Annotated in this window: 18 protein-coding genes; 6 read left to right on the forward strand and 12 right to left on the reverse strand. The window is 72.8% G+C overall.

All coding sequences use genetic code 11. The features are described 5' to 3' along the window. Positions 1 to 142: 142 nt before the first annotated feature. From ACFVVA_RS02190 to ACFVVA_RS02235, 10 genes are all read right to left on the reverse strand, one after another. A complete protein-coding gene (locus ACFVVA_RS02190) occupies positions 143 to 2,200 on the reverse strand; it encodes a glycosyl hydrolase family 18 protein (protein WP_387684843.1) in 2,058 nt (685 codons plus the stop codon). A gap of 547 nt (positions 2,201 to 2,747) precedes the next feature. Continuing rightward, the gene (locus ACFVVA_RS02195) at positions 2,748 to 3,323 is read right to left on the reverse strand and encodes a hypothetical protein (protein ID WP_387684845.1); all 576 of its coding nucleotides are present in this window, start codon (positions 3,321 to 3,323) and stop codon (positions 2,748 to 2,750) included. A 204-nt stretch (positions 3,324 to 3,527) separates the two neighbouring features. Beyond that, positions 3,528 to 4,475 (reverse strand): ABC transporter substrate-binding protein, encoded by a 948-nt coding sequence (locus ACFVVA_RS02200; protein WP_387684847.1) that lies wholly within the window; start codon positions 4,473 to 4,475, stop codon positions 3,528 to 3,530. A 45-nt stretch (positions 4,476 to 4,520) separates the two neighbouring features. Further along, a complete protein-coding gene (locus tag ACFVVA_RS02205) occupies positions 4,521 to 5,198 on the reverse strand; it encodes an ABC transporter permease (protein ID WP_359900468.1) in 678 nt (225 codons plus the stop codon). After that, positions 5,195 to 5,866: an ABC transporter permease gene (locus ACFVVA_RS02210; RefSeq protein ID WP_359900470.1), complete on the reverse strand. Its 672-nt coding sequence runs from the start codon at positions 5,864 to 5,866 to the stop codon at positions 5,195 to 5,197. The genes ACFVVA_RS02205 and ACFVVA_RS02210 overlap by 4 nt, the downstream gene beginning before the upstream one ends. Next, positions 5,853 to 7,058, reverse strand: a complete 1,206-nt coding sequence (locus ACFVVA_RS02215; RefSeq protein ID WP_387684850.1) for an ABC transporter ATP-binding protein — start codon at positions 7,056 to 7,058, stop codon at positions 5,853 to 5,855. Before ACFVVA_RS02215 ends, ACFVVA_RS02210 begins: the two co-directional genes overlap by 14 nt. Before the next feature lie 214 nt (positions 7,059 to 7,272). Then, a complete protein-coding gene (locus tag ACFVVA_RS02220; protein WP_359900474.1) occupies positions 7,273 to 7,659 on the reverse strand; it encodes a rhodanese-like domain-containing protein in 387 nt (128 codons plus the stop codon). Beyond that, positions 7,653 to 8,309 carry a cysteine dioxygenase gene (locus ACFVVA_RS02225; RefSeq protein ID WP_387684852.1) on the reverse strand — a complete coding sequence of 219 codons (657 nt, stop codon included), beginning with the start codon at positions 8,307 to 8,309 and terminating at the stop codon, positions 7,653 to 7,655. The genes ACFVVA_RS02220 and ACFVVA_RS02225 overlap by 7 nt, the downstream gene beginning before the upstream one ends. Positions 8,310 to 8,505: 196 nt before the next feature. Beyond that, entirely contained in the window at positions 8,506 to 8,583 is a 78-nt protein-coding gene (locus ACFVVA_RS02230) for a putative leader peptide (protein ID WP_107086570.1), read from the reverse strand. Positions 8,584 to 8,745: 162 nt separating this feature from the next. Then, positions 8,746 to 11,958 (reverse strand): hypothetical protein, encoded by a 3,213-nt coding sequence (locus ACFVVA_RS02235; protein ID WP_387684854.1) that lies wholly within the window; start codon positions 11,956 to 11,958, stop codon positions 8,746 to 8,748. A gap of 433 nt (positions 11,959 to 12,391) precedes the next feature. On the opposite strand from ACFVVA_RS02235, the gene ACFVVA_RS02240 reads away from it, so the two are divergent. The 4 genes from ACFVVA_RS02240 to ACFVVA_RS02255 all read left to right on the forward strand — a co-directional run bounded on the left by ACFVVA_RS02240 (position 12,392) and on the right by ACFVVA_RS02255 (position 17,633). After that, positions 12,392 to 13,234, forward strand: coding sequence for a nitrilase-related carbon-nitrogen hydrolase (locus ACFVVA_RS02240; protein WP_387684856.1), 843 nt, complete (start codon positions 12,392 to 12,394; stop codon positions 13,232 to 13,234). An 11-nt stretch (positions 13,235 to 13,245) separates the two neighbouring features. Further along, positions 13,246 to 14,694: a dihydropyrimidinase gene (hydA, locus tag ACFVVA_RS02245; RefSeq protein WP_387684858.1), complete on the forward strand. Its 1,449-nt coding sequence runs from the start codon at positions 13,246 to 13,248 to the stop codon at positions 14,692 to 14,694. A 170-nt stretch (positions 14,695 to 14,864) separates the two neighbouring features. Then, positions 14,865 to 15,878: a TIGR03842 family LLM class F420-dependent oxidoreductase gene (locus ACFVVA_RS02250; RefSeq protein WP_387684860.1), complete on the forward strand. Its 1,014-nt coding sequence runs from the start codon at positions 14,865 to 14,867 to the stop codon at positions 15,876 to 15,878. A gap of 198 nt (positions 15,879 to 16,076) precedes the next feature. Continuing rightward, positions 16,077 to 17,633, forward strand: coding sequence for an NCS1 family nucleobase:cation symporter-1 (locus ACFVVA_RS02255; protein WP_387684862.1), 1,557 nt, complete (start codon positions 16,077 to 16,079; stop codon positions 17,631 to 17,633). A gap of 131 nt (positions 17,634 to 17,764) precedes the next feature. On the opposite strand, the gene ACFVVA_RS02260 is transcribed toward ACFVVA_RS02255, so the two are convergent. Continuing rightward, on the reverse strand, positions 17,765 to 19,012 hold the full coding sequence (locus ACFVVA_RS02260; protein ID WP_387684864.1) for a glycosyltransferase: 1,248 nt from the start codon (positions 19,010 to 19,012) through the stop codon (positions 17,765 to 17,767). A gap of 244 nt (positions 19,013 to 19,256) precedes the next feature. On the opposite strand from ACFVVA_RS02260, the gene ACFVVA_RS02265 reads away from it, so the two are divergent. Together ACFVVA_RS02265 and ACFVVA_RS02270 are read left to right on the forward strand one after the other, a co-directional pair. Further along, the gene (locus ACFVVA_RS02265; protein WP_355254305.1) at positions 19,257 to 19,523 is read left to right on the forward strand and encodes a GlsB/YeaQ/YmgE family stress response membrane protein; all 267 of its coding nucleotides are present in this window, start codon (positions 19,257 to 19,259) and stop codon (positions 19,521 to 19,523) included. 206 nt (positions 19,524 to 19,729) lie between these two features. After that, positions 19,730 to 19,993: a GlsB/YeaQ/YmgE family stress response membrane protein gene (locus ACFVVA_RS02270; protein ID WP_359900491.1), complete on the forward strand. Its 264-nt coding sequence runs from the start codon at positions 19,730 to 19,732 to the stop codon at positions 19,991 to 19,993. Here the strand turns inward: ACFVVA_RS02270 and ACFVVA_RS02275 are convergent. Next, entirely contained in the window at positions 19,980 to 20,960 is a 981-nt protein-coding gene (locus tag ACFVVA_RS02275) for an ADP-ribosylglycohydrolase family protein (protein ID WP_387684866.1), read from the reverse strand. The two genes, ACFVVA_RS02270 and ACFVVA_RS02275, sit on opposite strands and share 14 nt — an antisense overlap. Positions 20,961 to 21,055: the final 95 nt, after the last annotated feature.

The raw sequence follows: 21,055 nt of genomic DNA on the forward strand, positions 1-21,055 counted from the left end.
GGACGCCGGCGAACGGACGACAGGGAACAGATAGCAGCGAACAGGTAACAGGGATCAGCGAACAGATATCGGATGACAGCTGACAGAAAATGAAATCTGTCAGCTGTCATCCGTCATTCGTCATTCGTTACTCGAAGCGGACTCAGGCGATGGAGAAGTCGTCCCCGTACACGTTGCCCTGGCCGTACCAGCCGTGCAGGTACACAGTGACGGTGCCGTTGGCGCCGGTGGTGAAGGGGACGGACAGCTTGGTCCAGCCGGAGGAGCTGGTCCAGGCGCTGGCGGTGGCGCCGCCGCTGACGCCGACGTAGGCGTAGTTGCCCTGCACCCAGCCGCTCAGGGTGTAGCTGGTGTTGGGCTTCAGGGTGACGGTCTGCGAGCACTCGCCGGTCTGGCCGGCGGTGGCCGCCGCCTGGAGCGCCTTGGTGCCGGAGTGGACCGGGGTGGAGACCACGGCGCCGCCGCTCTGGCAGGTCCACGGGGTCAGGCTGCCGCTCTCCAGGTCACCGTTGACCAGGCCGGTCGTCGGGCCGGTTCCGGTGATGGTCAGGGCGTAGGCCGCGGTGTGGCTGCCGGAGGGGCCTGTGGCGGTGACGCCGAGCTGGTAGGTGCCCGGAGTCGCGGCCGAGGTGGTGCTGATGTTGAGCGTGGCGCTGTTGCCGGTGGTGACGCTGCCGGGGGTGACGGTGGTGTTGATGCCGATGGTCGGGACGCTGATGACCGAGAAGTTGACGTTCTGCGCCGAGCCCGCGATGGTCGCCGTCGTGATGGTGGCGGAGGTGGACGAACCGATCGCGACCGTACCGGAGTTCGGGTTCACGGCGACCGAGAAGTCGTTGCCGGGCTGGGTGCCGGTGACGTTCAGGGTGAAGGTGCCGGTGTGGCTTCCGGAGGCCGCCGAGCCGGTCACAGTGATCGGGTAACTCCCGGGCGTCACACCGGAGATGGTGCTGATGTTGAGCGTGGCGCTGTTGCCGGCGGTGACGCTGCCGGGGGTGACGGTGGCGGTGACGCCGGCCGGGGCTCCGCTGACCGTCAGGTTGACGCTCTGCGCCGAGCCCGCCGTCACGGCCGTCGCGATGGTCGCCGAGGTGGACGAACCGGCGGCGACGGTGGCGGAGTTCGGGCTGACCGACACCGAGAAGTCGTTGTTCACCGTCGAGCCGCTGGTGAACGGCGCGAAGATGTGGCTGAAGTCCCAGGTGTTCTGGGTGATCCCGGAGCAGTTGTCGTTCCCGGCCGTGCCCGGGCAGCCGCCGTTGTCGCGCTGGAGCGCCCAGAAGGACAGCGTGTTGATGCCCTTGGAGACCGCCCAGTTGTACACGGTGTTGGCGTTGGCCAGGGTGAACGTCTCGGCCGGGCCGAAGTCGTCGACACCGATCATCTCGATGATCCCGATCGAACCCCACAGCTGGGCGGGGGTCTTGGACGGGTAGAGCTTGGCGAGCTGGTTGTAGAGGCCCTGCGCGGAGGTCTGGGTGTCGGCCGCCATGTCATGGGTGGCGTTGTCGTAGTAGTCGAAGGTCATCATGTTGACGACGTCGATCCGCGCGTTGTTGCTGACCGCGTTCCGCAGCACCGCGAGGCCGCTGTCGGCCAGTCCGGAGGGGGTGGTCGGCAGCGTGTAGGAGAACTGGATGGTCCGGCCCTTGGTGGCCGCCCAGTCCTGGACGAGCTTGATCGCCTTGTTGCGGCGGTCGATCCCGCCGCTGTTGGTGAGCGAGTTGTCCTCGATGTCGAGGTCGATCCGGCTGACGTCGTAGGTGGTGATCACGTTCTCGAAAGCGGCCGCGATCTGGTTGACATCGGTGCAGCTGTCGGCCAGCTCGGTGCCGGTGTTGTCGGCGGTGTAGCCGCCGAAGGACGGGATCACGTCCCCGCCGTTGGCGCGGATGGTCGCGATGTCGGCGCCGAAGGTGGAGGAGGACACCGGCTTGGAGGTGTCGCCGTTCCAGTACGGCGTGCAGGAGCCCTTGGTGGCGGCCTGGAGGAACGCCATGGTCAGGTGCTTGGCGCCGGACTGCGCGGCCAGCTGGGCCGGGCTCTGGCCGGTCCAGGACTCGAAGTAGGGGGCGAAGACCCGGCTGGGGAGCGGGGTGGCGGCCTGGGCGGAGCTCGTCCCGGCGGCGACCAGGCCGGCCGAGGCGGCCAGCGTGGCGCAGGCCGTCAACACGGCCTGGACTGTTCTGCGAAGGCGCATGGATTCTCCAACAGACTTGGTGGGGCAGGACGTTGGGGAGGTGCGGTCGGTCCGGGCAGAGCGGCCGAGTGAGGTCGGCCGCGATCCCGGGACCGGGGCGGATATCGGGAGTGCGGGAGTGCGGGCGTGCGAACGCCCACCGACTCGCGCGGACGCGGGCGGCGTGCGCATGCGCACCGTACGGAGCGGGGGTGGAGTGGAGCATGGCAGGGCAGTGCCTCAGCCGCCGGTGGTCACACCCCCACAGTGCATCCCGGTCGGATCGACATGCTTATGTTTGGACTAGACCACTGGTCTGTCAAGAGTCCTAACAGTTCGTCAGCACACGGTCCGCGTGGTGAAAGGGGGCGGGAGAGGGTGGTGCTGGAGTCGGTGCTGGAGTCGGCGTCGGTGACGGCGAGGGGCCCCGAAACGAGAAGACCGTGGCCGCGCACCCCGGAAGGGGGCGCGGCCACGGCAGCCCGGCGCTCAGGACGCCGGGCGGTTCATGGTGTCGCGGATCCGTGGACCTGTCGGCCCGGATCGGTGGCTTGGATCAGTGCCGGAGTCAGCGGGACGGCGGGCAGAGCGTGGAGAGCAGTGCCTCGTTGATCTTCGCGGCGGTGTCCGGGCCGAAGCCCTGCGGGTGGTCGGCCGAGGTGAAGCGCTGGTTGGCCAGGTCGACCAGCTTCTGCTTGTCCTTGGGGAACTGGTACATCGACTGGCACTGGTTGCGCGCCCGGTCCACGGCCTGGTCCGGCTTTCCGCCGACGATCGCCGGGTCGATCGCGTCCAGCGCGGACACCAGCTTGGTCGCCAGGTCGCTGCCCGGCTTGGCGGGCAGTCCGGCGTCGGTGGGCGGGGCGGGCTTGGCCGGCGCGGGGGCTCCCGAGGTGCCGGCGTCGGGGGTGGGAGCGCCGGTCGCGCCGTCGGCCGTGGGGGCGGCCGAGCCGGGCGCGGGAGCCGCGGGTGTGGTGGCGGCGTCGGAGGGCGCGGGGGTCGATGCGGCGGAGGCGGTGGGGGAGCCGGCCGCGGAGGTGGCCTTGTCCGAGCCCGAGCCCGAGCCCGATCCGGAGCTGGAGCAGGCTGCGAGGCTCACCGCGGCGAGTGCCGTGAGGGTGGCGGCGAGGAGACGAGTGCGCATGGCGCCCAGAGTGTCATGTTCGCGGCATGGAAGGGAAGGTGTCTCCGGTGGCTCAGGAGGAACGCCGGAACGCCGGAATGGCGGGCGGCGGCCCGGAGGAAGCTCCTCCGGGCCGCCGCGTTCACGATCGGCGGGCGTCCACAGGCGTCCACAGGCGTCCACGGGCGTCCACGGGAGTCCGCGGGAGTCCGCGCCGGAGCGCCGTCAGCCGAGTCCGTTGGACTTCAGCCAGTCCTTGGCGACCGCCGACGGGTCCTCCTTGTCCACCGACACGCGCTTCATCAGAGCCACCAGCCCGGCGGTGTCGAGCTTGGCCGACACCGCGTTGAGCGCCGCCGTCGCGGTCGCGTCCACGCCCGCCTTGTAGACCAGCGGGGTGACGTTCTGCGCGCCGAAGATGTTCTTCGGATCGGCCAGCGGGACGAGCTTGTACTGAGCGATCTTCGGGTCGGTGGTGAACACGTTGCCGACCTGGATGTTGCCGTCCTTGAGCGCGTTCGCGGTGGTGTCGGCGGTGGGCTTCCACTCCTTGAAGGTCAGCCCGTAGACGTCCTTGAGCTGCTGCTCGCGACGGTTCTTGAACTCCGGCGGCCCGCCGATGGTGAACTCTCCGGCCTTGGCGGCGAGGTCGGCGATGCTCTTGAGGTTGTCCTTGTCGGCCGTCTCCTGGGTGACGCTGAGCGAGTCCTTGTCCTCGGCCGGGGAGGATTCGAGGAGGCCCAGCGAGGCGGGCAGCGTCGTGCTGAGCGCCGCGTTCACCTCCTGGGTGGTGGCGGCGGTGGACTTGGGGTCCAGGTAGGCGAGCAGCGAGCCGTTGTACTCCGGCAGGACGGTCAGGTTGCCGCTCTGCAGCTGTCCGTAGAGCACCTCGCGGCTGCCGATGTTGAACTTCTCCTGGACCTTGACGCCCTTGGCCTTGAGCGCCTGCGAGTAGATCGACCCGAGCAGGACGTTCTCCGGGAAGTTCGCCGAGCCGACCACGACCGTCGACCCTGAGCCGCCTGAGCCACCCGAGCCGCCTGCCGGGGCCGAGGCACTCGACCCCCCGCCGAGCGGGTCCCCGCCGGAGGATCCGCAGGCGGTGGCGCCGAGGGCGAGCGCGGCGAGGGTGCCGAGGACGACGGCGCGACGGCTTCGGTTGATTGTCGACATGATGACAAATGTCCTTCCGGAACGGGAGGTGAGGGGAGACGGACGTCAGTGGGGCCGCTGCTGGGCGCGCACCCCGGGCGGGAGCGCGAACCGGGCGAGCAGGGCGAAGAACAGCTGGGCGGCGACCGCGAGCAGCACCACCAGCAGCGCGCCGCCCACGGTCACGGCGTACTGGCGGGTCGCCAGCCCGTCGATGACGTAGCGGCCGAGGCCGCCCAGACCGACGTAGGCGGCCACCGTGGCGGTCGCGATCACCTGCACGGTCGCCGTGCGGAAGCCGGCCAGCAGGGTCGGCGCGGCCGAGGGCAGGCAGACCTGCCGCAGCACCTGGGGATGGGTCAGCCCGATGCCGCGGGCGGCGTCCCGGACGTCCGGGTCGGTGCCGCGCACCCCCTCGACGGCGGCCACCAGCAACGGCGGCGCGGCGAGGGCGACCAGCGGGATCAGCACGGCGGTGTCGCCGACCCCGGCGAGCAGCACGGCCAGCGTCACCAGGCCGAGGGTCGGCAGGGCGCGGGCGGCGCCCGCGAACGCGGTCACCACGGTGACGCCGCGCCCGGTGTAGCCGATCAACAGCCCGAGCGGGACGGCGAGCAGCGTCGCGCACAGCAGGGCCTCGCCGGAGAGCAGCAGGTGCTCGGCGACCCGGTGCGCGATCGAGTCCGGCCCGCTGAGGTGGTCCGGGGCGGTGAAGAAGTCGCCCAGCCAGTTCAGCCAGTTCACGAGCCGGCTCCCTTCTCCCGGACGGCCCAGGGCGCGAGCAGCCGCCGGGCGGTGACCAGCAGCAGGTCGACGGCCAGTGCCAGGACGGCGATCAGCGCGATGCCGGCCACGATCGGGGTCGGGAAGGTGCGCTGGAAGCCGTCGACGAACAGGTAGCCGAGCCCGCCGCGGCCGACCAGCGCACCCACGCTCGCCAGCGAGATGCTGGACACCGCGGCGACCCGCAGTCCGGCGATCAGGTACGGCACGGCGGCGGGCAGCTCGACCGAGGTCAGCCGGTGCCACGGCCCGTACCCCATCGCGGTCGCGGCCTGCCGGACGGCGTCCGGGACGGCGCGCAGTCCGTCCACGGTGGTCGGCAGCAGCACGGCGAGGGCGTAGAAGGTGAGCGGGATCATCACGGTCGCCTGGGTGGCGAGGCCGGTGTACGGGATCAGCACCACGAACACGGCCAGCGAGGGCAGCGCGTAGACGATGTTGAACACGGCGGACAGCGGCTGGTACAGCCGGGGGTAGCGGGCGCAGGCCAGGCCGAGCGGGACGGCCAGCAGCAGGCCGATGAGCACGGGGACGAGGGCGATCACGGCGTGGTCGGCGAGCAGGTGGCCGAGGTAGCCGAGGTGGTCGCCGATCCAGTACCAGCGGACGATCGGTTCATCGTCCACCATCGGCTCCGTCCGTGCCGTCCGTGCGGCCTGTACCGCCTGTGCCGCCGGAGTCGCTCGCGTTGCCCGTGCCGCCCGTGGCGCTCGCGTCGTCCGCGTGGCTCCCGGCGATCGGGGGCTTGCCGATGCGGACGGGGGCATCGGCGGCCGGCGAACCGGAGGCGTCGGGCCGCAGCGCGGCGAGGACGGCCTCGCGACTCGCGGTGCCGGTGACCCGGCCGTCGGCGTCCAGCGCCACGGCGACCCCGGCGGGGGAGAGGACGGCGGCGTCCAGCGCGGTGCGCAGGGTGTCGCTGTCGGGGTGGAAGCCGGCCGTCGGCTGGAGTTCGGCGACGACGGCGTCGCGGTTGATCCAGCCGATCGGGCGGCGCTCGTCGTCCAGGGCCAACTCCCAGCCCCCGTAGCGGAGTCCGTCGCCCACCGGGCGGAGCTCGACGGCCCGGGCGGGGCGCAGGCCGAGGCCGCGCAGGCCCCGGTCGCGCCCGAGGAAGGCGGCCACGCCCTCGTCGGCGGGGGTGGTGAGCAGGGTGTGCGGGTCGGCCAGCTGGGCGATCCGTCCGCGCTCGCGGAGCACCACCACCTGGTCGCCGAGCCGGACGGCCTCCTCGATGTCATGGGTGACGAACAGCACCGTCTTGTGCAGCTCGGACTGGAGCCGCAGCAGTTCCTCCTGGAGCCCGGCCCGCACCACCGGGTCGACCGCGCTGAACGGTTCGTCCATCAGCAGCACCGGCGGGTCGGCGGCCAGCGCCCGCGCCACGCCGACCCGCTGCTGCTGGCCGCCGGACAGCTGGAACGGGTACCGCTTGGCGGTCTCCGGTGCGAGTCCGACCAGTTCGAGCAGTTCGGCGGCGCGGGCGCGGGCCTTCTTGCGGTCCCAGCCGAGCAGGTAGGGGACGGTGGCGATGTTGTCGATCACCTTGCGGTGCGGGAAGAGCCCGGCCTGCTGGATCACGTACCCGATGCCACGGCGCAGCTTGGCGGGTTCCAGCTTCGCGACGTCCGTGTCGTCCAGCAGGACCCGGCCCGAGGTCGGCTCGACCATTCGGTTGACCATGCGCAGCAGAGTGGTCTTTCCGCAGCCGGACGGGCCGACCAGGACGGTTATCCGACCGGTCGGGACCTCCAGGTCCAGGCCCTCGACCGCGACGGTGCCGTCGGGGTGGCGCTTTCCGGCGCCCTCGAATCTGATCACGTGGGAGTTTCCTCGTCAGGGCGCCCCGGGGAGGCGGCGCCTGGGTCGTTCGGTCGTTCGGTCGGGTCGTTCGGTGACGGCGGTTTCAAGCGCCCGGGCGTACTTCCGCCCGCGTGGCTGCCCAGCTTTGGACCGGCGGAAACTCTGATCAGACTATGACCTGCATCATCTCCTGTCCTTGATTTACCGCCCGGCACGCGGTGCGAACGCGACCTCAGCCGCCCTGACGGGTCGGCAGACCGGAGGCCGCCCAGCCCACGAAACCGCCGTCCAGGTCGGTCGCCCGGTGCAGCCCCAGCTCACGCAGGGAAGCGGCGGCCAGGCTGGAGGCGTAGCCCTCGGAGCAGACCACGATCACCTCGACGTCGTAGCCCGAGGCCTCGGGGATCCGGTGACTGCCCGTCGGATCGAGCCGCCACTCCAGCACATTGCGCTCGATGATCAGCGAGCCGGGGATCTCCCCCTCGGCCGCCCGCTGCGCCGCCGGACGGATGTCCACCAGCAGCGCGCCGTCCAACTGGGCCTGGTAGGCCTCGCGGGCGCGCGGCCGGTGCACGCCCTGCCGGGCCCGCTCCACCAGGTCGTCGATCGTGGTCACCATTGTTCCGGTCCTTCCTCGGAGGTGCGGACGAGCCCGCCGGCCCGCAGGTCGTAGTGCGCCATCGAGCTCAGCGGCGGTGAGTAGGCGTGCAGGGTGACGGCAGGGCCGACGGCGGTGTTGCGCACGTCGTGCACGTACTCGGGGCCGAAGGCGCGGGCGGTGCCGGCCGGGATCCGCCGGATCAGCAGGCCCTGCTCCGGGCCGCCGAGGGACAGCTCCTCCAACTCGCCGAGGGCGACGGTGAAGGCGCCGCGCGAGCCGCCGTGGTCGTGGAAGCCGGTGGACTGGCCGGGCAGCCAACTGATCAGCCACACCTCGTGGTCCTCGTCGGCCGCCAGGCGGCGGTACCAGCGCTCCTCGGTGGAGAGGCGGACGTGGTGGATCCACTCGTCGGGCCGCTCGGCCAGCTCGCGGACGATGGTCCGCAGGGTGCTGGGGGTGAGCGGCGCGGGGGTGTCCCCGGCGGGCGGCGGTGGTGGCTCGGGGGCGCTCGCCGGGCTCGCGGAGCCGGCGGCGGCGGTTGTGCCGATGGTGTCGGCGGTGGTGATGCCGGCGATGGTGATGGCACCGGCACCGGTGGTGGTGCCGATGTCGGCTTCGGGGCCGGTGGCCGGGCGGGTGTGGCGGCTGATGCTCGGGCTCGGGCTCATGGGGCGTCCTCGGGTGCGGCGGGAACGTCGTCGGGAAGCGCCCGGCGTCCGGCGGCGTCGGACGGGCGCGGGCCGACGGAGCGGCTCGGCACGAACGGATGCGCCGGGGCGGGGCAGGAGTCAGAACTGCGGGTACGGGTGCGCGGCGCGGAACCTGGCGGACGTCACAGGGCGGGACCGGCGGGGGAGAGCAAGGTCAACAGGCACAGATGGAACTCGCCTGGCGTCGCAGATCGACGTGCAGGCGGCAGACCAGAGTGGCGCCGGAGTCCATGCGCCGGATCTTTCCCGAGCGAACCGGACGAAGTCAAGCCGAGCCGGCGGCCCGCCGTCGTCCGTTGCCGGTGCCGGGCGGACCCGTCGGCCCCCGGTCGGACCGCCCTTCGAGCACTCCTCGACCGTCCTCCTCGACCGCCCCTGGTCCACTCCGCGACCTCTACTCCTCGACCAGGTGGCGCGGAACCGGTGGACTCGTGGCGGGCGGCGCCGACGCGGTGTCGCCCGTCGGCTGCGCGGGTACCGATCCGTCGGCGCCCGGCGCCGGTCCGGCCGGTGCCTGGTCGGCCAGTGCCTGTTCGACCAGGGGTGCGGCTTGCTTGCCCAAGTGGCGGCCGAGTGTCTGGTAGGCGTCGAACTGCTGGTGGTCGAACCACTGGTCGCTGGTGCGGTCGTTCGGGAAGGCCCGGTTCGCCATCGCGTAGGCGTGCAGCTCGTACGGCATGTCGGCGGTCAGCACCGCCTGGAGGACGACCAGCCGGCCGTGCCGGACTGCCCCTGGCCCCTCGTCCAGGTCCGGGTAGTGGATGTCCCCGGTGATCACCGCCCGGGCCGAGAGCCGGGCGGACAGCTGTGCCGCGAGCCCGCGCAAGGGTGGCCGGCGGCCCGCGCGGCCGTCCGCGCCGCCGCCCCCGGCGGGTGGGTCGGTGGCTCGGGCGCACGGCAGGTCGGTCGGCAGGTCGGCGGCGCTGCCGGGGATCAGCAGTTCGGGCTCGTGCAGGGTGATGACGACGCCCAGCTCCTCGCGGGCCAGGGTGATCGCGGCGGCCAGCTTGACGGCGTAGCCCGCGTCCCCGCTGGCGTCGATGCAGACCGCCGTGCCCACCCGGTGCCGCAGCAGCTCGACCAGCCCGAGGTTCTCGTAGTGGCCGCCGTCGGTGGTGAGCAGGAAGCGGTCGTCGGCCGGGAACCGCCCGATCAGCTCCCGCAGTTGGTACGGAAGGCGGCGGACGGCCGGCTGCGCGGGGCGGCGCCAGTCCGGTGGGCCGGACCAGTCCGGGCCGAGCACCGCCGGGTTGGGCAGCCATGTGCCGAGGCGGGCGTTGGTCACCGCGAAGAGTCGCTGGTGGACCCGGGATTCCCGCCCCATCGCGGAGGAGAAGGCCGCGCCGGACACGGCCATCGCCGACTGCACGGTGAGGTCCCGGGCGATGTGCGGACGGGTGCGCCGCTCCAGCAGGTCGGTGCGCGCGTACCCGATGTCCGGACCGCCCACGTAGTCGTACGAGAGCGAGAAGGAGACCGCCGGACGGCCCGGCGGCGTACGGGAGTTGCCCGACAGGTTGGCCGCCGCCGAGAAGATCACCTGGGGGAAGTCGGGGCGCCGGGCGCCGTAGTGGCTCAGCCAGGTCTGCTCCCGGAAGAAGTGGTACGGGCGGGCCACCGACCGGCCGCCCTCGGTGGCGCGCCGGACCGCGAACGCCGAGGCCAGTCGCAGCCGGTAGAACGGGTGCAGGCTCATCCAGGTCTGGTCGAGGTTCAGCCCGACCGCGCCGAGCAGTAGCGGCAGCAGCACCTGGACGGCGGTCGGCCAGGCGTACCCGGTGGCGACCGCCCAGCCGAGGGCCAGCAGCGCACCGGCCGTCAGCGCCAGGAGGGCGGACCACACCACGAGGGTCTGGGGCAGGCCGGCGGCACGACCACCGTGGGCACGGCCCGCGCCGCGGCCGGTACCGCGCTCTGCCGTGCCCGCCGTGCCCGGTGGGGTGGCACCCCGGCCGGGCGAGCGGCGGTCGCGCCAGAGTATGCCGAGCAGCAGGGCCAGGTAGCTGAGCGCCACGGTCAGGCCGAGACCCGCGCCGGTCAGCTGCGGCCCGGCCGCCAGCGCCTGCTGCAGCCGCACCGCGCCCCAGGCCAGCTCCGGCACCGCCAGCACCCCGACGGTCAGCAGGGCGGCCAGCCAGAGGAGGCCGAGGTTGGCCCGGCGCAGGGCGCGCGGCAGCAGCGCCTGCCAGCCGAGCGACGGGAAGGCCAGCAGCCAGAGCAGCCAGCACCCGGCGGCCGTGGCCAGCAGCACGCCGAGGGCGGCGAGCGCGGGCACCCGGAACTCCAACGGGCCCGGTACGGCGTCGGTGTGGCGCAGCCCGGCGGCCGCCAGGTGGCTCAGGTCGGTGAGCGGTACGGCCCGGTAGCAGCGGCTGAGTCCGAGGCCGAGCGTCAGGACGGCGGCCAGCAGCAGGGTGAGCGCGGACAGGACGCCACGCAGCAGCGTCCCGAGGGCGACCAGCCACTCGCCGGCGCCGTCGGCGACGTACTTGCCGTGCCGGCGGAGGTGGTCCTCCTCGGGGGAGCCGGGTTCCATCACGGTGTCGGCTGTCAGGCCCGAGACGGCGTGCACCGGACTGCCGGGCGCCGAGTCGCTGAGCGCGAGCTGGAGTGCGCCGACGGTGTAGCCGCCGCCCGAGACGGAGACGAGGTAGCGGGCCCGTTTCAGCCAGGGCCGCAGCGACTGGAGCGCGCCGAGGGTGACGCAGGCCGAGCGGATGCCGCCGCCGGAGGCGCAGAAGCCGAGTTCGGCGGGTTCGCGGCCGGGCGGCACCCGTGCGGCGTCGCGCCAGCGGGCGTGCCGGACCGGGGTGTCCCGGGCGCCCGGCGGGCCGTGGGCGTCCGGAGGCGCGGCGGCGGCCGGTGGGGCGCCGTGCCGGGTGGCGGTCGGCCAGGGCGGGATCAGCGCCGGGCGCTCGGGGAAGTCGGTGCCGTGGGCCTTCGCGCCCGCCCGCGCCGGCCGGAGCCCGCGTACGGCGCGGGCGGCGGTCACCACCAGGAGCCCTGCCGCGACCGCCCCGGCGGGCAGGAGCAGCAGCCATTTGACGGTGGCGAGCGCGGTGGCGGCGGCGAAGGGGGTGTCGGAGGAGGTGTCGGAGCCGCCCGTGCCGGGGCGGAGGCCGTCGAGCCCCGCGCGCAGCAACGCGTCCTCGCCGAGGTCGCAGCAGGCCGCCAGTAGCCCGGCGGCGCCGACCGCGAGCGCCGGCAGCCGTCGGCGTGCCGGTCCGAGCAGGTACCCACCGAGCAGTGCGGTGGCGAGCAGCGTCAGCGCGTAGCCGCCGATCAGCCAGCCGTCGGCTTGCAGTGCGGCCAGGTGGTCCGCGACGCGCCCTCCGACCACCGCCTCGGCGGCCGCACGGGAACCGGCCAGTTGGAGGGCGACGTCCCGAACCTGCGGTGCCCGGTGCCGGAACAGCAGCGCGCCGAGGACGACCGGGACCAGTGCGCCGAGGGCGAGCAGCAGGCCGGCCCAGGCGGGCAGGGCGGGCGACCGAGCCGCGGGGCTTCCGCCCGTGGTCGTACCGGCCGGAACCGCGCCTCCCGCCTCGCCCCCCGCCGTGCCTGCTGCTCCCGCAGTTTCCGCCGTTTCCGCTGCGGAATTCCGCACCACCGTCATCGTCACCCCCCGCTCGGTCGCCTCGATCCCCCGTGACCGAGCCGTCGAACTCGCATGAAACCAGCGAGGACTGACGGTCCATCGCGATCCACAGCGAAGTTCACGCGGCTCTTACCCGGCCATCGCCATGTGCGCACCCCGGGCGTTCGGTTTCACTCGAACGAGTAAGGAGGCGACTCTCGGGGTAGATCGTCTTTTCATCGCACCCGGGACCGCCCGCGTGTCCGCGCAACAAGATCTCCCCAGACGCGTTTCCGTCAACGTATTGTCAGGCCACCGAGGCCGGGCCTACCGTCTACAGATCGCTTTCTACGCACGTAGACCCTGTGGTTCCCCGAGCGGAACCGCGGGTCAGACCCGCCCCGTCAACCCTCAGACCGCGGGCCCGACCGCACGGCCGGACCGCGGAGTTGCGGAGGTACCCATGTCGCAGATCGTCCGTGCCGCGCTCGTCCAGACCCGCTGGACCGGCGACCAGGAGAGCATGATCGCGCTCCACGAGCGGTACGCCCGCGAGGCCGCCGCCCAGGGCGCGAAGATCATCGGCTTCCAGGAGGTCTTCAACTCCCCGTACTTCTGTCAGGTCCAGGAGGCCGAGCACTACCGCTGGGCCGAGGCCGTTCCCGACGGCCCGACCGTGCGCCGGATGCGGGAACTCGCCCGCGAACTCGGGCTGGTGATGGTCGTCCCGGTCTACGAGGAGGAGCAGCCCGGCGTCTACTACAACACCGCCGCCGTCATCGACGCCGACGGCAGCTACCTCGGCAAGTACCGCAAGCACCACATCCCGCAGGTCAAGGGCTTCTGGGAGAAGTACTACTTCAAGCCCGGCAACCTCGGCTGGCCCGTGTTCGACACCGCCGTCGGCAAGGTCGGTGTGTACATCTGCTACGACCGCCACTTCCCCGAGGGCTGGCGCGCCCTGGGCCTGGCCGGCGCGCAGATCGTCTACAACCCCTCGGCCACCAGCCGCGGCCTGTCCGCCTACCTCTGGCAGCTCGAACAGCCCGCCGCCGCCGTCGCCAACGAGTACTACGTCGCCGCGATCAACCGCGTCGGCACCGAGGAGTACGGCGACAACGACTTCTACGGCACCTCCTACTTCGTGGACCCGCGCGGCCAGTTCGTCGGCGACGTCGCCTCCGACAAGGAGGAGGAACTCGTCGTCCGCGACCTCGACCTCGGCCTGATCGAGCAGGTCCGCCAGCAGTGGGCGTTCTACCGCGACCGCAGGCCCGACGCCTACGGACCGCTCGCCGAGGCGTGAGGAGCAGCGCGATGACCACCAACGACGTGCGGGCCGCCCGCGACCCGCACCAGCGCACCGTCGTCCGCGGCGGCCTCGTCATCACCGCGACCGAGGAGGTCCACGCCGACGTCCTGATCGAGGGCGAGCGCATCGCCGCCCTCGCCGCCACCGGCAGCTCCGCCGCCGGGGCCTGGACCGCCGACACCGTCATCGACGCCACCGGCCACTACGTCATCCCCGGCGGCGTCGACGCCCACACCCACATGGAACTGCCGTTCGGCGGCACCGCGGCCTCCGACACCTTCGAGACCGGCACCCGGGCCGCCGCCTGGGGCGGCACCACCACCATCGTGGACTTCGCCGTCCAGCCGGTCGGCGGCTCCCTGCGCGAGGGCCTGGACACCTGGCACGCCAAGGCCGAGGGCAACTGCGCGATCGACTACGCCTTCCACACCATCGTCTCCGACGTCAACGACGCCGTGCTGAAGGAGATGGACGCCCTCGTGGACTCCGGCGAGTCCACCTCCTTCAAGCTCTTCATGGCCTACCCCGGCGTCTTCTACAGCGACGACGGCCGCATCCTGCGCGCCATGCAGCGCGGCGCCGCCAACGGTGGGCTGATCATGATGCACGCGGAGAACGGCATCGCCATCGACGTCCTGGTCGAACAGGCGCTCGCCGCCGGGAGGACCGCGCCCCGCTACCACGGCGAGGTCCGCCGCGAACTGCTGGAGGCGGAGGCCACCCACCGGGCGATCAAGCTCGCCCAGGTGGCCGGCAGCCCGCTCTACGTGGTGCACGTCTCCGCCGCCGCCGCGCTCGCCGAAATCGCCCAGGCCCGGGACACCGGCCTCAACGTCTTCGGCGAGACCTGCCCGCAGTACCTCTTCCTCTCCACCGACAACCTCGCCGAGGAGGGCGCCGACGGCTTCGAGGGCGCCAAGTACGTGTGCAGCACGCCGCTCAGGCCGCGCGAGCACCAGGAGGCGCTCTGGCGCGGGCTGCGCACCAACGACCTCCAGGTGGTCTCCACCGACCACTGCCCGTTCTGCTTCGTCGGCCAGAAGGAGCTGGGCCGGGGCGACTTCTCGAAGATCCCCAACGGCCTGCCCGGCGTCGAGAACCGGATGGACCTGCTCCACCAGGCCGTGGTGGACGGGCACATCAGCCGGCGCCGCTGGGTCGAGATCGCCTGCACCACCCCGGCCCGGATGTTCGGCCTGCACCCGCGCAAGGGCACGATCGCCCCGGGCGCCGACGCCGACCTGGTGGTCTACGACCCCACCGCGGTGCAGACCGTCTCCGCCGCGACCCACCACATGAACGTGGACTACTCGGCCTACGAGGGCCGCCGACTCACCGGCCGGGCACGGACGGTGATGTCGCGCGGCACCGTCGTGCTGGACGACGGCGCCTGGCTCGGCCGGGCCGGCCACGGCGCCTTCCTGCGCCGGGACACCTGCCAGTACCTGGTCTGAGCCCTCTCCCGCTTCCCGCCCCTCCCGCCGTGCGGCGTCGCCTGGCGCCGCCTGCTCGCCGTTCGACCGCTCGCCGTTTCATCGCTCGCCGTCCGACCGCTGTCCGCCCGCCGCTCCGATCCGGCCGGGGGCCGGTCGGCGGCGGGCAGAACCCTTACCTGGAGCCCTCCATGGACATCGGCCTCGTCCTTCAGACCGACCCGCCCGCCAGGCTGCTCATCGACCGGATGATCCGCGCCGAGCAGGCCGGTTTCAGCCACGGCTGGACCTTCGACTCCTGCGTGCTCTGGCAGGAGCCCTTCGTCATCTACAGCCGGATCCTCGCCGAGACCGAGCGGATGACCGTCGGCCCGATGGTCACCAACCCCGGAACCCGCACCTGGGAGGTGACCGCCTCCACCTTCGCCACGCTCAACGACATGTACGGCAACCGGACCGTCTGCGGCATCGGCCGCGGCGACTCCGCCATGCGGGTCGCCGGACGACGCCCCGCCACCCTCGCCCGGCTCTCCGAAGCCATGCACGCCATCAAGGAGTTGGCCGAGGGGCGCACCGCCGAGGTGGACGGCACCGAGATGCACCTGCCGTGGGTTCGCTCCGGCGCGTCGCTGCCGATCTGGATGGGCGCCTATGGTCCGAAGGCACTGAACCTGACTGGCCGTCAGGCCGACGGCTTCATCCTTCAGCTGGCCGATCCGTACCTCACCGAGTTCATGGTCAAGGCGGTGCGGGCCGCCGCCGTCGAGGCCGGCCGGGATCCGGACTCGATCACCGTCTGCGTCGCCGCCCCGGCCTACGTCACCGCGGACGACTCGCCCGAGGCGCTCGCCCATGCCCGGGAGCAGTGCCGCTGGTTCGGCGGGATGGTGGGCAACCACGTGGCCGACCTGGTCAGCCACTACGGCGAGCACTCCGACCTGGTACCGGAGGCGCTCACCGACTACATCAAGGACCGGCAGGGCTACGACTACAGCCACCACGGGCGGGCCGGGAACCCGGACACGGCCTTCGTCCCGGACGAGATCGTCGACCGCTTCTGCCTGATCGGCCCGGCGGAGGCGCACCGGGCCCGGCTGGCGGAGCTCCGCTCGCTCGGCGTCGACCAGTTCGCCGTCTACGCCATGCACGACGCCATCGAGGCCACCATCGACGCGTACGGGACGGACGTCATCCCGCACCTGTGACGCCGGCCCGCGCAGCTCCGTGCGGCGTCCTGCCCGTGCCGCCGATCGTGAACCATCCTGTGCGCCTGTCTGTGAGCCCGGCCGTGAACCTGCCTGTGAACCTGCCCGTGAAGCCGACCGTGAGCCTGCTTGTGAACCCGCCCCTGACCCCCACCTGAGCCCGGCCGTGGATTCGGCCGCGGCGGACGGGAGTTGTCCGTGTCCGGAACCGAAACCAGCGGCAGCAGACAGCTTCATCACCCCGACGGCCGGGTCGAACTCGGCCCGGCCGCCGGACAGTTGCCCCCCAATGGATTCACCAGCGACGCCCTGCGGCCGGTCCCGGTGGCGCGGCGCACCTGGACCACGTACAACTTCCTCGCGCTCTGGGTCGGCATGGCCCACAACATCCCGTCCTGGACCCTGGCTTCGGGCCTGGTCGCGCTCGGCATGGACTGGAAGCAGGCGGTGCTGACCATCGCACTCGCCAACCTCGTCGTGCTGGTCCCGATGCTGCTCACCGGGCACGCCGGCACCAAGTACGGCATCCCGTTCCCGGTCTTCGCCCGCGCCTCGTTCGGGCTGCGCGGCGCCAACCTGCCGGCCCTGCTGCGGGCGGCGGTGGCCTGCGCCTGGTTCGGCATCCAGACCTGGATCGGCGGCGAGGGCATCTTCCTGCTGGCCGGCAAACTGCTCGGTGAATCCTGGCGCACCGCCGGGGAGTTCGGCGGACACCCGTGGACCCAGTGGCTCTCGTTCCTGCTGTTCTGGCTGATCGAGATGGCCATCATCGCGCGGGGGATGGAGGCCCTGCGGCGGTTCGAGAACTGGGCGGCGCCGTTCGTCATCGTCGGCGCGCTCGCACTGCTGGTGTGGATCACCGTCAAGGCGGGCGGGCTCGGGCCGCTGCTCGACCAGCCGTCCAGGCTGGGGTGGGGCGGCGGCTTCTGGAAGGTCTTCTTCCCGGCGCTGATGGGCATGATCGGGTTCTGGTCCACGCTCGCGCTGAACATCCCCGACTTCACCCGCTTCGGCGGCAGTCAGCGGGCCCAGATACGCGGGCAGGCGCTCGGCCTGCCCACCACGATGACGCTCTTCGCGTTCCTGTCCGTGCTGGTCACCTCTGGCTCCGAGGCCGTCTACGGGGTGCCGGTGTGGGATCCGATCCAGCTGGCCGCCAAGATGGAGAACCCGGTCGGCATCCTGTTCGCGCTGCTGACCGTGCTGGTCGCGACGCTGTCGGTGAACATCGCCGCCAACGTCGTGTCGCCCGCCTACGACCTCGCCAACCTGCTGCCCCGCCTCGTCGGCTTCCGGACCGGGGCGCTGATCACGGGGGTGGTCGGGATCGCGATCCTCCCGTGGCGGCTGATCTCCGACCCGCACGTGTACATCTTCACCTGGCTGGGCGTGGTCGGCGGCCTGCTCGGCACCGTCGGCGGAGTGCTGATCGCCGACTACTGGGTGCTGCGTCGTACCCGCCTCCGGCTCGCCGAGCTGTACCGGCCGGGCGGGGCGTACTGGTACGCGGCCGGTTGGAACTGGAGGGCCGTCACGGGGCTCCTGGTGGGCGGCGTGCTGGCGGTCGGCGGCTCGTACTCCACGCTTGACGCCGATGGGGCGAAGCAGGGCCCGTTCCCGGCGGACGGCCTGATCCCCGTCCTCAAGCCGCTCGCCGACTACGGCTGGGCCGTTGGGCTCGCGGCGGCGGCCGTGGTGTACCTGGGGCTGAGCGGGCTGTTCGGGAGGGGAGTTGCGCGGGCGGGGGAGGGCTGACGGATGACGGCGAACAGCTGACAGATGTTGAAATCTGTCAGCTGTTGGTTGTCGGCTGTTCGTCGTTCGCCGTTGTTCGTCGCCTGTCGCCTGTCGCCTGCCGCCCGCCGTTCGCTGCCGCCGGTCGTTCCTCACCCGTTCGCTGCCGCCGCTCGGTCGACGGCGGCGAGGACCTTCGCGGTGCCGTCCTCGACGGCCAGGGCCGCCGCGACGGCCCGGGCGCGGGTGCGGTAGCGGGGGTCGTCGAGGGTCAGGCGCAGGGCGGTGGCGAGGCGGGCGGGGGTCAGGGTGCGCAGCGGGACGGGGCCGGGGGAGACGCCGAGCAGGGCCAGCCGGGCGGACCAGAACGGTGCGTCGAGCTGGGCGGGTACGGGGACGGTGGGAGTCCCGGAGCGGAGGGCGGCCGCCGTGGTTCCGGCGCCCGCGTGGTGGACCACGGCGGCGGTGCGGGGGAAGAGCCAGTCGTGCGGGGTGTCGCCGATGGTCAGGACGGAGTCCGAGTCCTCGGCGGCCAGTTCGCTCCAGCCGGACTGGAGGAGGAGGCGCACCCGGACGGCGCGGGCGGCGGCGAGGACGGTGGCGGTGAGCCGGTCGGGGTCGGGGACGACCAGGCTGCCGAAGCCGACGAAGACCGGCGGCGGTCCGGCGGCGAGGAAGTCGAGCAGCCGGTCCGGGGGTGTCCAGTCCGGCCGCTCGGGTGGCCACCAGTAGCCCGCCACGTCCAGCCGGGGGTGCCAGTCGGCGGGCCGGGGCACCACCAGCGGCGAGAAGCCGTGCAGGACGGGGTGGTCGCGACGGGCCCGGGCGACGCTGAGCGGCGGCAGGCCGAGCCGCTGCCGCAGCCCGCGGACGGCCGGCCTGAAGAGCCGGTCCGTCGCGGCCTGGACGGCGTGCCCCGCCAACAGGTTGCCGGACCGGCCGAGCGACCGGGTACCGGTGACAGCGGGCGCGAACTCCCGGGTGGGGGAGAGGGGTTGGAGGTACAGCCCGATGCTGGGGATGCCGGCCGCCTCGGCGGCGACCTGGCCGAGCGCGCTGGTGGTGCTGGTGGTCAGCAGCAGATCGGTGCCGAGCGCCGTGGCATCGGCGATGCCCTCGCCGAGCGCGGGCATGAACCTCCTGGCGAGCCGCAGGAGTTGCAGGATTCCACTCGGCCCGCTGCCGGCTCGCAGCAGGCGCCGTCCCTCGGCGGAGGCGAGTTCGGCGCGCGGGTCGACCGGTAGCGGGCGGAACTCCAGCCCGGCGGCCCGTACGGGCCCGGCGAAGGTGTCGTGGGTCGCGACGGCCACCTGATGTCCGGCCGCCCGCAGGCGGACGCCGAGCCCGGTGAAGGGGGCCACGTCGCCCCGGGAGCCGGCGGTGGCGATCAGGATGCGCATGGTCGCAGTATTTCGGCGTCGGCGGCGGGCAGGAAGGGCGCCACGCGCGGGGGCGGTCCGGCCCCGCCGACCGGTATCGAACGCCGGCCTGCAGGTGGCGGGCGCCGCGACTGACCACGTGGCTGACCCCGTCAGATCCCTGCGGCCGAACCGGGCGGCGGAACCGGGTGGCGGGCGGAGGCGTCCTTCCGGGCAGAGCGCACGGGACGGGGCCCGGGGCGCCGCGGACGGGAGGGATGTCGGAATGAGCATCGTCGCGTGGATCGTGCTGGGCCTGCTGGCAGGTGCGTTGGCCAAGCTGCTGCTGCCGGGGAAGGACCCGGGCGGCCTGATCGTGACCACCCTGATCGGCATCGCCGGATCGTTCGTCGGCGGCTGGATCGCGTCGCACTTCCTGCACCGCTCGGTCACCGCGCACTTCTTCGACGCCGCGACCTGGGTGTCGGCGATCGGCGGCGCCCTGGTGCTGCTGATCGTCTACCGGCTGCTGTTCGGCAACTCGCGCCGCTGACGGCCGGGTTCTTTCCGTCACCGGCACCCGGGAGGCCATGGGACGGCCTGCCGTGAAGGGGTCCGCCGCCCAGAGCGGTCGCGCCCGGATGGCCGGTTCGCACCGGTCCTTCCGGGCGCTGGAACGGTGCGGGGCTCTCGTACGTCCTTCCGGTCGGACCCGGGGGCTCGACGGGGTCGTCACACCGATGACGCAAGGGGCGGCGGATGAGCTGGATGGCGTGGATCGTGCTGGGCCTGGTGTCGGGGACGCTGGCCAGGATGGCGATGTCGAGGGGTGAGCGCGGCCTGATCGGCAGCACCCTGATCGGGATCACCGGCTCCTACATCGGCACCTGGATCGTCTCGAACTGGATGCACGGGGCGGTGAAGGTGAGCTTCCTCGACATCACGACCTGGGTGTCGGCGATCGGCGGCGCGATGGTCCTGCTCCTCGCCTACAAGGTGTTCCGCTTCATCACCCGCCGCTGACCGCCGGCCCGCGGCCGGACGCTTCGGACGCCTCGGACGCCTCGGACGCCCCGGGGGCCCCGGACGCCTCGGCGACCCAGTGCGGGAGCGGCTCGCGGGCGGCGAGCCAGCCGGGCGGCACATCCGCGAGTCCGGTCCGGGCGGCGACCACGCCGGCGGCGATGGCGCAGGTGGTGTCCTTGTCGCCCCAGCCCTCCAGGGTGTGCCAGACGGCCTCGGACAGCGAGTCCAGGTGCCCGGCCGCGGACCAGAGGGCGAATGGCACGGTGTCCGGGGCGGAGATCAGCGTCCCCGAGCCGAGCACGGTGGCGGCGTGCCGGACGCTGGTGTGCCCGGGCAGCCGGGCGGCGATCCGCAGCCCGGAGCGGACCTCGCAGTCCGGCAGCCGTCCGGCGACCTCGGTCAGCAACTCGGCCCGGCCGGGCGGGCTTCCGCCCCGGCTCCGGACCGCCAGCGCCGCCGCGAGGGCGACCGCCACCGCGCCGGCGACCGCCTCCGGGTGGAAGTGGGTGGTGAGCGCCTGCAGTTCGGCCTGCCGGACCACCGTGTCGAGGTCGTCGGCGAACCAGGCCCCCAGCGGGGCGACCCGCATCGCGGCGCCGTTCCCGTGCGAGCCCTGGCCCTCGAACTGGCCCGCGGTGATGGCGCGCCAGTCCCCGCCGGCGCCGATCCCGCGCAGTACCCGGTGCATCGACGGGCCGTACTTGCGGCCGTACTCACGGGCGTACTCGGCGGCGAACTCCCGGGCGAGCGCGTCCGGCCGGACCTCTCCCGCACCGAGCAGGTGGCGGACCAGCACGAGCGCCATGGCGGTGTCGTCGGTCCAGTGCCAGGGCGCGCGCCGGACCAGGCGGGCGGCCAGTGCGGCGGGTGCCTCGTCCGGCGGGACCGAGAACCAGCGGTCGCCGAAGGCATCGCCGAGGGCGAGCCCCTCCAGGCTGTCCAGGACCGGGCGGGCCGCACGCATGTCATCCTCCGAGTGAGATCAACTGTGCGCGGCAGTCTGCCGGACGGGCGGGGCGCCGGCGAACGGATTTCCCGCCGCTCGCCGGCGCCCCGTGT

The organism is Kitasatospora sp. NPDC058048, from assembly GCF_042885555.1.
GTDB lineage: Bacteria > Actinomycetota > Actinomycetes > Streptomycetales > Streptomycetaceae > Kitasatospora > Kitasatospora lactacystinica.

What these genes read in the sequence shown, in the direction of transcription:
- ACFVVA_RS02190 (WP_387684843.1), bottom strand. Translation starts at nt 2,200, where the DNA reads ATGCGCCTTCGCAGAACAGTCCAGGCCGTGTTGACGGCCTGCGCCACG.
- ACFVVA_RS02195 (WP_387684845.1), bottom strand. Translation starts at nt 3,323, where the DNA reads ATGCGCACTCGTCTCCTCGCCGCCACCCTCACGGCACTCGCCGCGGTG.
- ACFVVA_RS02200 (WP_387684847.1), bottom strand. Translation starts at nt 4,475, where the DNA reads ATGTCGACAATCAACCGAAGCCGTCGCGCCGTCGTCCTCGGCACCCTC.
- ACFVVA_RS02210 (WP_359900470.1), bottom strand. Translation starts at nt 5,866, where the DNA reads ATGGTGGACGATGAACCGATCGTCCGCTGGTACTGGATCGGCGACCAC.
- ACFVVA_RS02220 (WP_359900474.1), bottom strand. Translation starts at nt 7,659, where the DNA reads ATGGTGACCACGATCGACGACCTGGTGGAGCGGGCCCGGCAGGGCGTG.
- ACFVVA_RS02225 (WP_387684852.1), bottom strand. Translation starts at nt 8,309, where the DNA reads ATGAGCCCGAGCCCGAGCATCAGCCGCCACACCCGCCCGGCCACCGGC.
- ACFVVA_RS02230 (WP_107086570.1), bottom strand. Translation starts at nt 8,583, where the DNA reads ATGGACTCCGGCGCCACTCTGGTCTGCCGCCTGCACGTCGATCTGCGA.
- ACFVVA_RS02240 (WP_387684856.1), top strand. Translation starts at nt 12,392, where the DNA reads ATGTCGCAGATCGTCCGTGCCGCGCTCGTCCAGACCCGCTGGACCGGC.
- hydA (WP_387684858.1), top strand. Translation starts at nt 13,246, where the DNA reads ATGACCACCAACGACGTGCGGGCCGCCCGCGACCCGCACCAGCGCACC.
- ACFVVA_RS02250 (WP_387684860.1), top strand. Translation starts at nt 14,865, where the DNA reads ATGGACATCGGCCTCGTCCTTCAGACCGACCCGCCCGCCAGGCTGCTC.
- ACFVVA_RS02260 (WP_387684864.1), bottom strand. Translation starts at nt 19,012, where the DNA reads ATGCGCATCCTGATCGCCACCGCCGGCTCCCGGGGCGACGTGGCCCCC.
- ACFVVA_RS02265 (WP_355254305.1), top strand. Translation starts at nt 19,257, where the DNA reads ATGAGCATCGTCGCGTGGATCGTGCTGGGCCTGCTGGCAGGTGCGTTG.
- ACFVVA_RS02270 (WP_359900491.1), top strand. Translation starts at nt 19,730, where the DNA reads ATGAGCTGGATGGCGTGGATCGTGCTGGGCCTGGTGTCGGGGACGCTG.
- ACFVVA_RS02275 (WP_387684866.1), bottom strand. Translation starts at nt 20,960, where the DNA reads ATGCGTGCGGCCCGCCCGGTCCTGGACAGCCTGGAGGGGCTCGCCCTC.